The sequence below is a fragment of the Streptomyces sp. NPDC085460 genome (assembly GCF_044541975.1).
In the GTDB taxonomy this organism is placed as follows: domain Bacteria; phylum Actinomycetota; class Actinomycetes; order Streptomycetales; family Streptomycetaceae; genus Streptomyces.
The window spans coordinates 45,368-60,681 of sequence record NZ_JBITTO010000018.1; the positions used below are offsets into that span (position 1 = coordinate 45,368).

Here is a 15,314-nt window from a genome sequence, read left to right on the forward strand (position 1 = left end):
CAGTGCAGAAGCGTGCGAACGCGACCGACCGGAAGCCGCCGTCGGTGATGACGAGCCGGGTGCTGTGGAGTTGTGCACCCCGGAAGCTCCACAGGCCGTGACCGGCCGGCCTGCCCTGTCCACTAGGATCGGACGTAGGTGTGCCGGGAAGTCTGGTCGGTGTCCACTTCCCCCTGCCCAGGAGCGCCTGCCGATGTCCTTCACCCTCCCTCTTCTCGTCCACACCGAGGCTGAGACCGAGGCGTGACCGCCTCGATGAGCTGGACCCTGATCGCCGCCGGGGCCGTACTCGTCCTCGCGCCGAGCGTGGCCGTGCTTCTGGGGTGGCGGCCACGGCTCCTTCGACACGGGCAGGCTCCCGTACGGCTTCTCGGCGTCGCCGGACTGTGCATGTACGGAGCCGTGCTGATCGATGAGTCGGCGAGGCTGTCCGGCGCGTCGCAGGGAGTGGTCAAGGTCTGTGCCTACGTCGCGCTGGGGCTGGTCTTCTGCTCGGTCGCCCTGGTGATCGTCTTCGACTTCCTCGGCAGCTCCTCTCGGTCACGCCGGAGCTGACAGCCACCGTCGTCTCCGCGATCTGTCGTCTCCGCGCGACGCACCGCGCCGGGAGATCACCATGGCGAGTACGGGGCCGTGGCGACGGAGAGCGCGGCAGGTCGTCCGTCTTCCCCGGCGGGCGGTCCGGGGGACGTACCCAGGGCCGCCGTGACGACCAGGGCCACCACGGCGATGACGGTCAGTACGACCACGACCACGAGGCGAGGATCGTGTTTCCAGGACCGGGCGTGCCTGGCGGCTTCCGGCTTCTCCGGAAACCGCTGGTTCAGCGTGGCCATCAGGGTGGCCAGGTCGGGATCGTCGCGGGTGAGGCCCCGCTCGATCTCGGTGAGCATGCGCTGGTCATCTCCGGGGTGACTCATGGCGACCGCCTCAGGGCCTTGCACGAGGGCGGCGGGCGTCGGGCTTCCGCGTTCCGCCTTCGATACCAGTATCCCCGTATCGGTCCGTACCGACGCGCCTTGCCGTCAGAGGTGCTCGCCGGGCCAGCCGAGCAGCCGGGCGCCGATGACGGCGGTCTGGAGCGTGTAGCGCTGGACCGGATCGCCCGGATCGGCGCCCGTCAGACGCTGGATGCGGGCGAGGCGGTACGTCGTGGCCCGCACACTCAGGTTCAGGTGCCGGGCCGCCTGCGCGGTTACGCAGCCGCTGTCGAAGTAGGCGGCGAGGGTGTCGAGGAGGGGCTGCGCGCCTCCCCGGGCCTGCTGGAGCGGGCCGAGGACGCTGCGGACCAGATCGGCCATGGCCTGGCGGTCGCGCGTGAGGACGGGGTAGACGAGCAGGTCGGCTGCGTGCAGGACCGGCTCGTTCAGGTCCATGCGGGCGGCGAGGTCGAGGGCGTTCAGGGCTTCCTCGTAGGAGTGGACCACGCCGCCGGCGCCGGCGTGGGACCGGCCGATGGCGACCTGGCCGCCGTCGGTGGCGGCGTACGCCTGCTTGGCGAAGTGGGCCAGCACCTCGGGCTCGTCCGCCGGGGCGACGCAGATGAGCCGGCCGTCCTTGGTGGTCAGCAGGATCCGGCGGTTCCCGAAGCGGGCGACGAGCGAGGTCTCTACCGCGCGGGTGACCGCGTAGCCGTCGTCGTACGGCTCCGGCCCCTGCGCCACCGCGACGGCGTGAGAATGCGACAGGAGCAGCCCGAAGCGTTCCGCTCGCTCGGCGAGCCTGCCGAGGTCGCTCCGACCGTAGAGCAGGTCGTCGATGAACTCCCGTCGTGCCGCCTCCTCTTGACGCATCGCCAGGTGCTGTGCCCGCTCGTGCCCCTCGGCGAAGGCGTCCACGGCCTGGCCGACGGCGGTCAGCAGATGGGCGGCGGCCGCGGAGGACAGCGCGGGCTGCACACGCTGCGCGGCGGAGAGGTGGGACCGGATGAGCGTCCGTAGCCCGATGCCGGCCTCCGCCGCCCGCTCTCCGCGTGACCTGAGGGCCTCCAGTTCGTCGCGGGAGAGCCTGCGGTGCGTCGCGCACACACTGGCCAGGATCTCGGTGTACCCCTCCAGATACTGCTCGGCGGTCTCTCGCTCTGTCACGGCCCCTCCCCGGATGACGACGCGCCCTTGACGAGTTCCTGACGCGTGCCGACCAAGACTGACACGAGGCTGCGGCGTGATCGTCACCGGCATCGTGGACATGCCTTCCGTACACCGTGAGGGCGAGACGGAATCCTGGACATTGCCGGACCCCGGCAGCCGGGAGATCCGCCGGGTGCCCGTCAAGGACCTGTCAATGTTGCGTAAGGAACGTATAAGGTTCGTAGCGGTGTGCCGGGAAGTCTGGTCGGCGAGCAAGGGACACGTGTCTTCTCTGCCGATCGGGGGACTTCCGCCATGGTGCTCGTCGCCGTTTTCGGAGCCGCGCTGCTCGTCGCGGTCCTGCTGTCCGGGCTCGCGGCCCGCACCGTCCTGTCGACCTCGCTGCTCTTCCTGCTCGGCGGGGCCCTCGTCAGCGACGGGTTCCTCGGCCTGATCCACATCACACCCGAGAGCGAGATCGTCGCGGTCACCGCCGACCTCGCGCTGTTCGCCGTGCTGTTCACCGACGGCATGCACGTCTCCTTCGCCAAGCTGCGGGCCAACTGGCGCAACCCGGCACGGGCCCTGGGCGTGGGGATGCCGCTCGCATGCGTCGGGATGGCGCTGGTCACCCACTACCTGGTCGGTCTGGACTGGACGACCTCCTTCCTCGTGGGCGCCGTCCTCGCGCCCACCGACCCGGTGTTCGCCTCCGCGATCGTGGGCCGCAAGGAGGTACCGGCCCGCCTCCGCGAGCTGCTGAACGTGGAGAGCGGCATCAACGACGGGCTCGCCCTGCCGGTGGTCCTGATCCTCATCGCCGCCGCCGGACCGACGTCACCGCACGCCGAGGCGTCTTTCGGCAAGATCGGCCTGGAGCTGGGGCTCGGCCTCCTCTTCGGCGTGATGCTCCCGTTGCTCGTCAGCCTGCTGGTCCGGGTGCGGTTCCTCGGCGCGGAACCCAAGCTCCAGCCGCTTCTGACGCTGGCCACCGGAGTGATCCTCTACGCGGCCTGCCACCTCACCCACGCCAACCCGTACCTCGCCGCCTTCTCCGCGGGCGCGGTCCTCGCCGCCGTCTCGCCCGAGTCCCACAAGGTGTTCGAGCCGCTGGGCGAGTCGCTCGCGGAGCTCGCCAAGTTCGCCGCCCTGCTCGTCTTCGGTGCCCTGCTGACACCGCAGCTGTTCGGAGACCTCTCCTTCGGCGGCTACCTGGCGGTCGTCCTCGCGATCGTCCTGGTCCGGCCGGGCTCGCTGCTGCTGTCGCTGTGGGGGACCCGGATCGACCGCCGGGAGAAGCTGGTGGCGGCCTGGTTCGGACCGAAGGGCTTCGCCTCGGTCGTCTACGGCCTGCTGGTCCTCCAGGCCGGCATCCCGCAGGGACAGGAGGCGTACACACTCATCGCCGTCTGCATCGCCTTCTCGATCATCGCCCACAGCAGCACCGACGTTCCGATCGCCCGCCTCTTCCACGTAGAGGACCTGGTCGAGGCCGGAACCGAGCGCCGGCCGACGACCGGTGGTCCGGCAGCCGAGGAGGCCCGCGCCCATGCACGCACGTGACCTCGCCCGGCCGTGCGCGACCCTGCACGCCGACGCCCCGGCAGCCCGGGCCGCCGAACTCCTGGCCGACGGCGAGGCCGACGCCGTCGTGGTGGTGTCCCGCGGCGGCCACCCCCTCGCGTGCCTGGACGCGCGCGAGATCCTCGCCGGCAGCCTCCCCGGCCTCGTACGGGAGGACGAACTGCGGGCAGCCGTCGCGGGAGACCGCTTCGACCAGGACGTCCGCGAGAACCTGACCTCCCTGACGGTCGCCGACGTCCTGCCACGCCCCCGCCGCGCACCGGCCGTGGTCAGCCCGCACGCCTCGCCCCTGCAACTGGCATCCGTCATGACGCGGACCGGCAGCCCTGTCGCCGTGGTGGTCTCGTACGACGCCGACGACCGCCCGCACCTGCTGGGGACGGTGACGGCGGACGCCGTACTCGCCCACTTCCGTTGAGGCTCAGGGCAGGTCGTCGGCCTCCAGCCGCACGAAGGGGATCCGCTCGCCCGCCGAGCGGTAGTCGTCGGCGTTCCGCCCGGCGCCGAAGCCCATGAAGCGGCAGAGCGCCCTGGCGGCCCGCGGGTGACGCCGGGCGTACTCGGCCATGATCATCCCCCCTTCCTCGGGGCTGGGGAAGCGGGCCGTCACCACCCGGTAGCGGCGCCCCGACTGGATCGTGGCCTGTGGTGTCTGGCGGAGGTTGCGGTACCACTGAGCGTCCGGTCCGAAGCCGGAGGCCACGGTCCAGGAGAGCCGGTCGCTGTCATGGGCGACCACCTCCAGGACCACCTCGCGGGACCTGCCGGACGTCCGGCCGGTATGGATGAGCAGGAGGAGCCGCCCCCCGAACAGGGGACCCAGGCCGGCGCGGAAGAGGTGGATCGGCAGCCGGAGGAGGCGGCGTCTCCAGCCGACGGGGGAGGGAGGGCGCTGGGGTGCGGGATGCATGCGGCGGTTCTCCTGACGCGACCGTGGGCGGGGGACCGGGCGGCTGCGGTTCGACAACAGCTCGGCGCAAGTGCTCCTCGCCGATACATACAGAACCATTGCATAGTCTAAATGTGGGGCCGAGAGCACGACTGAGCGAGAGGCTTCTCGGCGCCGCCTGATCGGGACGGGCCGGCCCCAGGTCGTCTCGGCGGTCGCGCACGATTCCGCCGGGAACCCCGCGTACTACCTGCCGGCCGGCCCCGGGCCCCTGCTGCGCGGACTCGCCGGGACGGCGATCATGCTGCTCGTGTTCGCCCTGCTCTGCTTCGTCGCCGTCGTACGGTCCTATCGGGTGCCGTCCGCCGGGTCCGACCAGCCCAGCGGGTGCGGGTCCGGGGCGCCGGTGTCGAACGCCGGTTCCTGCCCCGCCGTGTTGAAGGCGTCGAGCGCTGCGATGAGGGCGCTGCGCTGAGCGGGTACCAGACGGCGCAGCACGGCCGTGATCTCGTTGCGCCGACGGGCCGTGACGTCCTGGACGACACGGCTTCCCTCCTCCGTGAGGCTCAGCACGGTCTCGCGGCGGTTGCCCGGGTTGGTGCGCCGGCTCATCAGACCGGTGGCGATCAGCCGGTCCACCATGCGCATGGCGGTGGACGGCTGGACACCGAGGTGGTCGGCGAGCGCCACCAGCTTCGACGGGCCGTGCGTGGAGAGGACGACGAGCATCCGGAACTGGGGCAGGGTGATGCTCTCCTCGACGGTCGCGAGCGACCTGGCAGAGACCGCGACGAGCAGCCGTGACGCCGTCATGACGGCCCGGGTGACCGCCTCGATGTCGTCGGCGACGGGTTCGGTCTGCTCCTGCTCTCCCATGAGGACCTTTGTACCGCGTGCCGCCCCCGGCGTACGCGACTGGGGCCGGGGAACGGCACGCCGCCGTCCGCGGCAGGACAAGCCTCGTCGGCCATGGCCACGAGCCGTCCGGTTTCTCCGGCCGCCACCTCGTCAGGAGCGGTACCGCAGGAGCAGCATCGCCGCGTCGTCCCCGAGCGGCCCGCCGGCGTGCTCGACGATGTCCCGGTGGAGGGCGTCGAGGGCACGCTCCGGGCTGTCGACCCGCAGGAGATGGAGCCGGGAGTCCAGGGGGTAGAACTCCCCTCGTCCGTCGCGGGCCTCGCTGACCCCGTCCGTGTAGAGCAGCAGCTGGTCGCCCGGGTGGAACGCCGCCGTCAGCGTCTCGGGGCCCTCCGCGCCGTACACACCGAGCCCGAGCGGCAGTGCCCGCGTCGGCGGCGTGAGGAAGCGGGCCGTGCCGTCGGCGTGGACGAGCAGAGGAGCCGGGTGGCCGTAGTTGAGCAGGGCCACGCTCCGGTCCTCCCGGATCTCGGCCACGACCGCCGTGACGAAACGCTCGCCGTCCAGGCTCCGGTTCATGGCCCGCTCCAGCCGGGCGCTCACACCAGCGAGATCGGGCTCGTCGTGAGCCGCTTCCCGGAAGGCTCCGAGCACGTCGGCGGCCGTCTCCACCGCGTCGAGGCCCTTGCCCTGCACGTCGCCGACGATGACCCGTACGCCACCGGGGAAGGTGACCACCTCGTAGAGGTCCCCGCCGATGCGGGCCTCCGCCACGGCAGCCGTGTAGGAGACGGCGGCGCTCAGCCCGCCCGCGGTCCGTGGCACCGGGCGCAGCAGAACCCGCTGGGCCACCTCGGCGATCGAGCGGACGCTGGCGAGTTCCGCCTCACGCCGCTGGCGCATCACGGCGGCCACCAGCCCGGCCGCGGTGACCCCGACGACCGAGACCAGGGCCGTCGTGCCCCGCCGCCCGGGGAACAGCCCGTCGTACCGGCCGAGAGCGAGGCAGAGCACCACCGCGAGCAGCCCGATCAGCGCCGTACGGCGTGGGCCGCCGGTGAGCCCCGCGAACGCGGGGCCCAGGGCCACCAGGGGGAGAAGACCGACCGTCGGGCCGGCGGTGACGTCCGCGACCGCCGTGACGGCCATGACGACATAGGGGAGCAAGGACAGCGCACGGGTGCCGGCGGGCTGTTGGTTGGACAAGGTGCTCCCCGATGGTTCCGATCCGTGTGCGCCTTCCGTCCGGCCTGTATGGGGGCGGGCGGACGACGGAGGCGCCCAGCTTATGTTTAGCCTATGCAATGATTCTGTGTGCGTGGAGGGCTTCGCCTTCCGGTTACCGAATCGAATCGGTATCGGTCGGGCCGGCCTCGCCCCCTGGGGGAGCCTGAGCCGACGTCCGGTCCGGACCGCTGGGCCGATTCACCGAGCGTGGGCGTGAGTTCCAGCCGTCGACCAGGACACCGACCGCCGTGTGGTCGTAGACGTGCACGGCCGGTATTCGCGTTTACGGCCGGGAACGCCTCGGCGACGTCCTGGGCCGCCTGGCTGGCCGATCCGACTTCAGGTAGCCGTGGCGACCGGCACCGATCCGGCCGCCGATCCTCCTATGCTTCTACACGAGTGTAGACGGCCGGTCGATCCGCGGCCGAAGTGCCGGACCGCACAAGCCATATGAAGGAGTGAACGCCTGATGGTGTTCAAGCGTCTGCTCGGCTCGCTCGGCGTAGGGGGCCCCTCGGTGGACACGGTGCTCGATCCGGCCGCCGTGGCGCCCGGTGGAGTCGTCACCGGCCAGGTACACCTCCAGGGAGGAGGTGCCGACTTCACGATCGAGCACATCACCCTGGAGCTCGTCGCCCGGGTCGAGGCGGAGTACGGCGACGGCGATGCGGAGGGCATGGTGGCCTTCCATCGGCACGTCGTCGCGGGAGGCTTCCGCCTCGTAGAAGGGGAGCACCGCAGCGTGCCGTTCTCTCTCGCACTGCCGTGGGAGACGCCGATCACCGAGCTGTACGGGCAGGACCTCGGCATCGTCCTCGGTGTCCGTACCGAACTCGGCGTCGCCGGCGCCAAGGACAAGGGTGACCTCGACCCGCTCGCCGTACGCCCCCTGCCGGCTCAGGAGGCCGTCCTGGAGGCTTTCGGGCAGCTCGGCTTCGGCTTCAAGTCGGTGGACCTGGAGCTCGGCCGCATCAAGGGGACGGGTCAGCAGCTCCCCTTCTACCAGGAGGTCGAGCTGACACCGGCGCCGCGGTACGCCCATCAGGTCCAGGAGATCGAGGTGACCTTCCTCGCCGGCCCCACCGGAGTGGAAGTGGTCCTTGAGGCCGACAAGCGCGGTGGCTCCTTCTCCGAGGGCCACGACGCCCTGGCGCGCTTCACGGTAGGCCACCATGACGTCGAGCAGACGGAGTGGAACACCGAGGTCGAGGGCTGGATGCGGCAGCTCGTCGAGCACCAAGCCTCGTACGGTTCCCACGGCGAGTACGGGCAGGCCGGGGGCGCGCTCTTCACCCAGGGCGGTCACGGCGACCAGTACCACGGCGGTCACCACGGCGACGGTCACCGTTCCGGCCCGGGTGCGGGGACGGCGATCGCCGCCGGCGCCGCGGGTCTGGCCGCCGGTGTGGTGGGCGGCATGGTGGCGGCTGAGGTCGTCGACGAGGTGGGCGACTTCTTCGAGGGCGACGACGAGGGCGACGAGGGCTGAGGGGCGAAGGGCCGCCGTCGACCCGGACGCCGGCGGGGCCTCCTTGTGGCTCGCGCTGTTGGTCGGCCACGACCTGAGGGCGCTCTGAGGGTGGACCGCGCACCACGCCTCAGCGGCCCGCCGGGGCAGCGGGAAGCCGGAAATGAAGGACGCGTCCACCATCGCCGACGCCGCCATCAGCTGTCCACGATCCGTCAACGCCGCGGCATGCGAGCCGATACGGTCCAACATCCGGGGCAGAGGGGTTTCTCCTCTGCCCCGGAGGCGTTCCCTGCAGCCGGACCATCACGATCGCGAGTCCTGAGCCGGCATTTCCGCATTCCACGCAGTCAAACCCACAACTCATCGTCGATGGCATAACGTTCCGATCGCGAACATGGCACTGTGCAAAGACGTTATGAATTCGTTATCTGACGGGCATTTACATCGTCTTGAACCCATTTGCTCAAACATCTTGTTGACCTTGTCACTTTGCGAGGTGTGAAGGCGACTCTGGCGATAGCACTCCCCATGAGCCCCGTGCAAGGCATCCGGCTCATGCGTTTTCGCTTTCTGGTCGGTAACTTCGGCCCGCATGACCAGCACCTGCCCTCCGACCGACCGACGGTGCCGGCCCTGGGGGAGGTCCTGTCCTGGTGAACCCCGCGGCCCGCTGCCGTCTCGCACCGGCGATCCGCCCCGCGTTTCCGGCCGCCCTCTCCTCCAGTGACTCTCCTGGCGGCGTCCCGGCACGTGCGAACCCGACCCCCTCAAGCGCAGGGACGTCGGCGTGGACCCATCCGAAGCAGAAAGCCCTGACTGTTGTTGACACGAACGACCATTCACACGGACGGCACCTGGCGTGCCGCGCTGAACGGCGAGACGCGAGACGTCCTCGACCCCGCGGACGGCCGACCGTTCGCGGTGGTGGCCGAGGGCGGCGCTGCCGATGCCGATGCCGCCGTGGCCGCGGCGCGTGCCGCCTTCGACTCCGGTGCCTGGCCCGGCACTTCGGTGGTCGAGCGGGCATCGCTGCTGCGCCGCGTCGCCGCGCTCCTGGTCCGCGACCGGGAGGACCTGGCCCTGCTGGAAAGCCGCGACGCCGGCAAGACCCTCAAGGAAGGGCGCGTCGACGTCGACTGCGTCGCGGAAGCCTTCCGCTACTTCGCCGACCTGGTCCAGGCGGAGGGCGCGGGCCGCGTCGTCGACGCGGGCAGCGACACCGTGCACAGCGTCGTCGTCCACGAGCCGGTGGGCGTGTGCGCGATGATCACCCCCTGGAACTACCCGCTGCTGCAGGCGAGCTGGAAGATGGCCCCCGCTCTGGCAGCGGGCAACACCTTCGTGATCAAGCCGAGCGAGATCACCCCGCTCAGCACCGTGGCACTCGTCGCACTGCTCGCCGAGGCGGGGCTCCCGCCCGGTGTCGCGAACCTGGTCACGGGCCCCGGCCACACGGTCGGCGCCCGCCTCGCCGAGCACCCCGACGTCGACCTGGTGTCCTTCACCGGCGGTCTCACCAGCGGAGTGAAGGTCGCGCAGGCCGCGGCGCCCGGCGTCAAGAAGGTGGCCCTGGAACTCGGCGGGAAGAACCCGAACGTGGTCTTCGCCGACGCCTGCGAAACCGCCGACGGCTTCGACACCGCCGTCGACCAGGCCCTCAACGCCGCTTTCATGCACAGCGGGCAGGTCTGTTCGGCCGGCTCCCGGCTGATCGTGGAGGAGTCGGTACGGGAACGCTTCGTGACCGAGCTGAGCCGCCGGGCCGCCCGGATCCGGCTGGGCCGAGGCACCGAGAAGGACGTCGAGTGCGGCCCCCTGGCCTCGCAGGCCCAACTGGACCGCACCGAGCGGTACGTGGCGTCCGCGCTCGCCGAGGGCGCCGTGCTCCGCAGCGGCGGACGCCGCCCCGAGCCGTCCGCCACCAGGCCCGTCGGCGGGTACTTCTACGAGCCCACGGTCCTCGACCGCTGCAACCGCCGCATGCGCGTGATCCGCGAGGAGATCTTCGGCCCCGTCCTGACGGTGGAGACCTTCCGCACCGAGGACGAGGCCGTGGCACTCGCCAACGACACCGAATACGGGCTCGCGGGAGCCGTCTGGACCGCCGACGCGGCCCGGGCCCGCCGGGTGGCCGGACGGCTGCGCCACGGCACCGTGTGGATCAACGACTTCCACCCCTACCTTCCGCAGGCCGAGTGGGGAGGCTTCGGCAAGTCCGGTGTCGGACGCGAGCTCGGCCCCTCCGGTCTCGCCGAGTACCGCGAGACCAAGCACGTCTACCAGAACCTGGAGCCCCGCCCCGTGCGGTGGTTCTCCGGCTGACCTCGCGGCTCACGGCGGTGCGACGCCCGCACCGCCCGGGAGCCGTACCCGCACGCACCCACCCCACGCCTTCTGGAGTGACCTCAGCATGTCCGACCGCACCTACGACTACGTCATCGTCGGCGGCGGCACCGCCGGTTCGGTGATCGCCTCCCGCCTCACCGAGGACCCCGGCGTCACCGTCGCCGTCATCGAGGGCGGCCCGTCCGACGTCGACCGCCCCGACGTCCTCACCCTGCGCCGCTGGATGGGCCTGCTCGGCGGCGAACTGGACTACGACTACCCCACCACCGAACAGCCCCGAGGCAACTCCCACATCAGGCACAGCCGCGCCCGCGTCCTCGGCGGCTGCTCATCGCACAACACCCTGATCGCGTTCAAGCCCCTGCCGTCCGACTGGGACGAGTGGGCCGGGCTTGGCGCCGCCGGCTGGGACGCCGCCTCGATGGACCCGTACTTCGGCAAGCTCCTCAACAACATCGTCCCGGTGGACGAGAAGGACCGCAACGCCATCGCCCGCGACTTCGTCGACGCCGCGCAGGGCGCCCTCGACGTGCCCAAGGTCGAGGGGTTCAACCGCACGCCCTTCCACGAGGGCGTCGGCTTCTTCGACCTCGCCTACCACCCGGAGGACAACAAGCGCTCCTCCGCCTCCGTCGCCTACCTGCACCCCTTCCTGGACCGCCCCAACCTGCACCTGCTCCTCGAGACCTGGGCGTACCGGCTGGAGCTCGACGGCACCCGCGCCACCGGCGTACGGGCCCGCACCCAGGACGGCGAGGGGCTGGTCCTGCGGGCCTCCCGCGAGGTGATCGTCTGCGCCGGCGCCGTGGACACCCCGCGGCTGCTGCTCCACTCCGGCATCGGTCCGCGCGAGCAGCTGACCGGGCTCGGCATCGACGTCCGCCACGACCTCCCCGGCGTCGGCGAGAACCTGCTCGACCATCCGGAGTCGGTGATCGTCTGGGAGACCCACGGACCGATCCCGGAGAACTCCGCGATGGACAGCGACGCAGGCCTGTTCGTCCGCCGCGACCCGGAGTCGGCCGGACCCGACCTGATGTTCCACTTCTACCAGATCCCGTTCACGGACAACCCGGAACGGCTGGGGTACGAACGGCCCGCGCACGGCGTGTCGATGACGCCGAACATCCCCAAGCCGCGCAGCCGCGGCCGGCTGTACCTGACCAGCGCCGACCCCGAGGTCAAGCCGGCCCTGGACTTCCGCTACTTCACCGACGAGGACGACCACGACGCCCGCACCCTCGTCGACGGCATCAGGATCGCCCGGAAGATCGCCGCCACCGAGCCGCTGGCGTCCTGGCTCGCCCGCGAGGTCTGCCCCGGCCCCGAGGTCACCGGTGACGAGGAACTGAGCGAGTACGCCCGCAAGGTCGCGCACACCGTCTACCACCCCGCCGGCACGTGCCGGATCGGCGCCGCGGACGACGGCCTGGCCGTCGTGAACCCCGACCTGACCGTCCGCGGTCTCCAGGGCATACGGATCGCCGACGCCTCCGTCTTCCCGACCATCCCCGCCGTCAACCCGATGATCACCGTCCTGATGGTGGGGGAGAAGTGCGCCGACCTCCTCGCCTCGGACGCCACCCCGAAGGAGGCCGTCTGATGGAAGGCCACGATCCCGTCTTCTCGGTACGCGGCCTCTGGAAGGTCTTCGGACCCAAGGCCGACCGCGTGCCGGGCGACCCCCGGCTCACCGCCCTGCCGACCGCCGAGCTCCGCGAACGGACCGGCTGCACCGCCGCCGTCCGGGACGTCTCCTTCGACGTCCGCCGCGGCGAGGTGTTCGTCGTCATGGGCCTGTCCGGCTCCGGCAAGTCCACCCTGGTGCGCTGCCTGACCCGGCTCATCGAGCCCACCGCCGGCGAGCTCGCCATGGACGGCGAGAACGTCCTGGCCATGGACCGGGCCCGGCTGCGCGAGCTGCGCCGGCACCGCGCCGCGATGGTGTTCCAGCACTTCGGCCTGCTCCCGCACCGCACCGTCCTGGACAACGTCGCGTACGGCCTGGAGATCCAGGGCGTGGCGAAGGACGAACGGCGGGCCAGGGCCCGCGAGGTCATCGCGAAGGTCGGCCTCGCCGGCCTGGAGGACCGCCGCCCGAACCAGCTCTCCGGCGGCCAGCAACAGCGGGTCGGCCTGGCCCGCGCGCTGGCGGCGGACCCGGAGGTCCTCCTCTTCGACGAGCCGTTCAGCGCGCTCGACCCGCTCATCCGCCGGGACATGCAGGACGAGGTGGTCCGGCTCCACCGGGAGGAGGGCCGCACGATGGTGTTCATCACCCACGACCTCGCGGAGGCGCTCAAGCTCGGCGACCGGATCGCCCTCATGCGGGACGGCGCCATCGTGCAGCTCGGCACGCCCGAGGAGATCGTCACCCGCCCGGCCGACGAATACGTCCGCGACTTCGTCCGCGACGTGCCGCGCGAGCAGATCGTCCCGGTGTCCCGGGCGATGCGCCCGGCCCTAGGCGACGAGGCGGACCGGGGCGCGGTGCTCACTCCGGACGCCACGGTCGCCGAGGGCATCGCCGCGGTCGCTCGCGACGGCGTACCGGCCCGGATCGAGGCGGCGGACGGCGAACTCCTCGGCGTCGTCGACCACGCGCGACTGCTGGCCGTCGTGGCCGGACTGGAACCCGGCGACGAAGGCACGGACAGGGCCACGGGTGCGCGTGCGCCCGCCGTCCCGGGGATGCGCACGGACCCCGACGCGGAAGCGGGTACGCGTACCGACGCCGACGCGCGGACCGCTCAGGCCGCGTTCACGGACGCGCCCGCCGCCAAGGATGGGCCGACCGGCCCCGACCCGCACACGGCGACCGGCCCCGGCTCGGACGCCGCGACCGGCCCCGACCCGGACGCGGTGACCGCATGAGTACCGCCACGGCCGGCCGCCCGCGCGTCGACACCGAAAACTCCCCGGGGCGGGCCGAGGCGCCACGCCGCCGGAGCCGGTGGCCGGCCCGCCCCTCCGTCCCGGTGCTGCTGCTCGTCCTGGCGCTGCTGCTGCCCACCGCCGCACTGCTCGCCGACGGCGGCTGGCCGCAGGCACTGCGCGTGGACCTGCTCCCCGGCCTCGACTCCTTCGCCGACTGGGTGGTCGACAACCGCGAGACGCACCCCTTCTTCCTCTACTTCCTGCTGCACCTGGCCAACGCGGCGACCGACTCCGTCGCCTGGGTCCACGACCTGCTCACCTCCGTCGGCTGGGCGGGCGTGCTCACCGTCGCCACCACACTCGCTTGGTACGCGGGCGGCGCGGGCCGCAAGGGCGCGGGCCCCGCCCTCGTCGCCCTCGGCTCGCTGGCCGGCTGCGGACTCCTCGGCCTGTGGGAGCAGACGACCGAGACGCTCGCCCTGATGCTCGTCGCCGTCGCCGTCGCCGCCGTACTCGGACTGCTGCTCGGACTGGCCGCCGGGCTCTCCGACACCGCCCAGCGGCTGCTGCGCCCGCTCCTCGACACCATGCAGGTACTGCCGTCCTTCGCCTACCTGCTTCCGCTCGTCCTGATCTTCGGCATCGGCACCCCGTCGGCGCTCATCACCACCGTCATCTACGCCGCACCCCCGATGGTCCGGATGACCGCACTGGGCCTGCGCGGCGCGGACCCGGCCGTCCTGGAAGCCTCCCGCTCCCTGGGGGCGACCCCGTGGCAGCGGCTGTGGACGGCCCGGCTGCCCATGGCCCGGCCCCAACTCTTCCTCGGCCTGAACCAGACCATCATGATGGCCCTGTCGATGGTGGTCATCGCCTCCGTCGTCGGCGCCGGCGGCCTCGGCGAGAGCGTGTACCAGGCGCTGAAGACCCGCGACTTCGGACAGGGCCTCACCGCCGGACTGGCCATCGTCCTCATCGCCGTATGGCTCGACCGCACCACAGCGGCCGCGGGTGCCCGGGGCGGCGTCCCCGTCGGCCGGCGGGACACCGGGATCGCCCTCGTGGCGGCCGGACTGGGCCTGCTGGCAGGCTCCAGCCTGGGCAAGTGGCCCGAAACGGTCACGGTGAACATCGCCGCACCGCTGAACACCGCCGTCGACTGGCTCGTCGACAGCGTGTACCAGGACGTCCCCGTCCTCGGCGGCACCTCCGCGTGGGCCGGCAACGTCACCACCTGGGTGCTCAACCCGCTGAACGACGGCCTCCAGGCCCTCCCGTGGTGGTCCCTGCTGCTGCTCACCGCCGCCCTGGCCTGCCTCGTCGGCACCTGGCGCGGCGCCCTGACCGCCGTACTCGCGCTGACCTGCACCGGAGTGCTGGGCATCTGGGACAAGTCGCTCTACACCCTGTCCCAGGTCCTGGTCGCCGTCGCCCTTACCCTCGTCCTGGGCTTCGCCATCGGCATCCTCGCGGCCCGCGTCCGGCCGGTCGAGCGGCTGCTGCGCCCGGTGTTCGACGCCATGCAGACGCTCCCGCAGTTCATCTACCTCATCCCGGTCGTCCAGCTCTTCAACGCCGGCCGGGTCGCCGCGATCACCGCGGCCGCCGTGTACGCCCTGCCCGCCGTGGTGCGGGTCACCACTCAGGGCCTGAAGCAGGTCAGCCCGGACACCCTGGAGGTGTCCCGTTCGCTGGGCGCCACCACCTGGCAGCAGATCCGCGACGTGCAGTGGCCCCTCGCCCGACCGGCCCTCCTGGTGGCCGCGAACCAGGGTGTCGTCCTCGTCCTCGCCGTCGTCGTCATCGGCGGTCTGGTCGGAGGCGGAGCACTCGGCTTCGACGTGGTCAAGGGCCTCACCGCGGGCGAACTCGGCACCGGCCTGATCGCCGGCGCGGGCATCGTCTGCCTCGGCGTTGCCCTCGACAAACTCACCCAGCCCGCCGACCGAACCCTCACCACCGACCCCCGGCACTGACCAGCCGCAGCCACCCT

Annotated in this window: 13 protein-coding genes; 8 read left to right on the forward strand and 5 right to left on the reverse strand. The window is 71.7% G+C overall.

What is annotated here, in order from left to right; genetic code table 11:
- Positions 1-255: 255 nt before the first annotated feature.
- Positions 256-555: a hypothetical protein gene (locus ACIGHB_RS32380; RefSeq protein ID WP_399918136.1), complete on the forward strand. Its 300-nt coding sequence runs from the start codon at positions 256-258 to the stop codon at positions 553-555.
- Positions 556-611: 56 nt separating this feature from the next.
- Here ACIGHB_RS32380 and ACIGHB_RS32385 read toward each other — a convergent pair whose 3' ends face one another.
- A complete protein-coding gene (locus tag ACIGHB_RS32385) occupies positions 612-920 on the reverse strand; it encodes a DUF3040 domain-containing protein (RefSeq protein ID WP_399918138.1) in 309 nt (102 codons plus the stop codon).
- A gap of 105 nt (positions 921-1,025) precedes the next feature.
- Positions 1,026-2,087, reverse strand: coding sequence for a PucR family transcriptional regulator (locus ACIGHB_RS32390; protein WP_399918140.1), 1,062 nt, complete (start codon positions 2,085-2,087; stop codon positions 1,026-1,028).
- A 297-nt stretch (positions 2,088-2,384) separates the two neighbouring features.
- Between ACIGHB_RS32390 and ACIGHB_RS32395 the strand changes: the two genes are divergently transcribed.
- Positions 2,385-3,632 carry a cation:proton antiporter gene (locus ACIGHB_RS32395; protein WP_399918142.1) on the forward strand — a complete coding sequence of 416 codons (1,248 nt, stop codon included), beginning with the start codon at positions 2,385-2,387 and terminating at the stop codon, positions 3,630-3,632.
- Entirely contained in the window at positions 3,619-4,071 is a 453-nt protein-coding gene (locus tag ACIGHB_RS32400) for a CBS domain-containing protein (RefSeq protein ID WP_399918144.1), read from the forward strand. The genes ACIGHB_RS32395 and ACIGHB_RS32400 overlap by 14 nt, the downstream gene beginning before the upstream one ends.
- Positions 4,072-4,074: 3 nt before the next feature.
- Here the strand turns inward: ACIGHB_RS32400 and ACIGHB_RS32405 are convergent, their stop codons facing one another.
- The 3 genes from ACIGHB_RS32405 to ACIGHB_RS32415 form a co-directional block, all read right to left on the reverse strand.
- Entirely contained in the window at positions 4,075-4,563 is a 489-nt protein-coding gene (locus ACIGHB_RS32405) for a nitroreductase family deazaflavin-dependent oxidoreductase (protein ID WP_399918146.1), read from the reverse strand.
- A gap of 327 nt (positions 4,564-4,890) precedes the next feature.
- Entirely contained in the window at positions 4,891-5,418 is a 528-nt protein-coding gene (locus tag ACIGHB_RS32410) for a MarR family winged helix-turn-helix transcriptional regulator (RefSeq protein WP_399918148.1), read from the reverse strand.
- A 132-nt stretch (positions 5,419-5,550) separates the two neighbouring features.
- Positions 5,551-6,549 carry a PP2C family protein-serine/threonine phosphatase gene (locus ACIGHB_RS32415; protein ID WP_399918202.1) on the reverse strand — a complete coding sequence of 333 codons (999 nt, stop codon included), beginning with the start codon at positions 6,547-6,549 and terminating at the stop codon, positions 5,551-5,553.
- 547 nt (positions 6,550-7,096) lie between these two features.
- Between ACIGHB_RS32415 and ACIGHB_RS32420 the strand changes: the two genes are divergently transcribed.
- From ACIGHB_RS32420 to ACIGHB_RS32440, 5 genes are all read left to right on the forward strand, one after another.
- A complete protein-coding gene (locus ACIGHB_RS32420; protein WP_399918151.1) occupies positions 7,097-8,116 on the forward strand; it encodes a sporulation protein in 1,020 nt (339 codons plus the stop codon).
- Between the two features lie 801 nt (positions 8,117-8,917).
- Entirely contained in the window at positions 8,918-10,420 is a 1,503-nt protein-coding gene (locus ACIGHB_RS32425; RefSeq protein ID WP_399918154.1) for an aldehyde dehydrogenase family protein, read from the forward strand.
- An 88-nt stretch (positions 10,421-10,508) separates the two neighbouring features.
- Positions 10,509-12,047 (forward strand): GMC family oxidoreductase, encoded by a 1,539-nt coding sequence (locus ACIGHB_RS32430; RefSeq protein WP_399918156.1) that lies wholly within the window; start codon positions 10,509-10,511, stop codon positions 12,045-12,047.
- Positions 12,047-13,318 (forward strand): glycine betaine/L-proline ABC transporter ATP-binding protein, encoded by a 1,272-nt coding sequence (locus tag ACIGHB_RS32435; protein WP_399918158.1) that lies wholly within the window; start codon positions 12,047-12,049, stop codon positions 13,316-13,318. The genes ACIGHB_RS32430 and ACIGHB_RS32435 overlap by 1 nt, the downstream gene beginning before the upstream one ends.
- On the forward strand, positions 13,315-15,297 hold the full coding sequence (locus ACIGHB_RS32440; protein ID WP_399918160.1) for an ABC transporter permease: 1,983 nt from the start codon (positions 13,315-13,317) through the stop codon (positions 15,295-15,297). Before ACIGHB_RS32435 ends, ACIGHB_RS32440 begins: the two co-directional genes overlap by 4 nt.
- Positions 15,298-15,314: the final 17 nt, after the last annotated feature.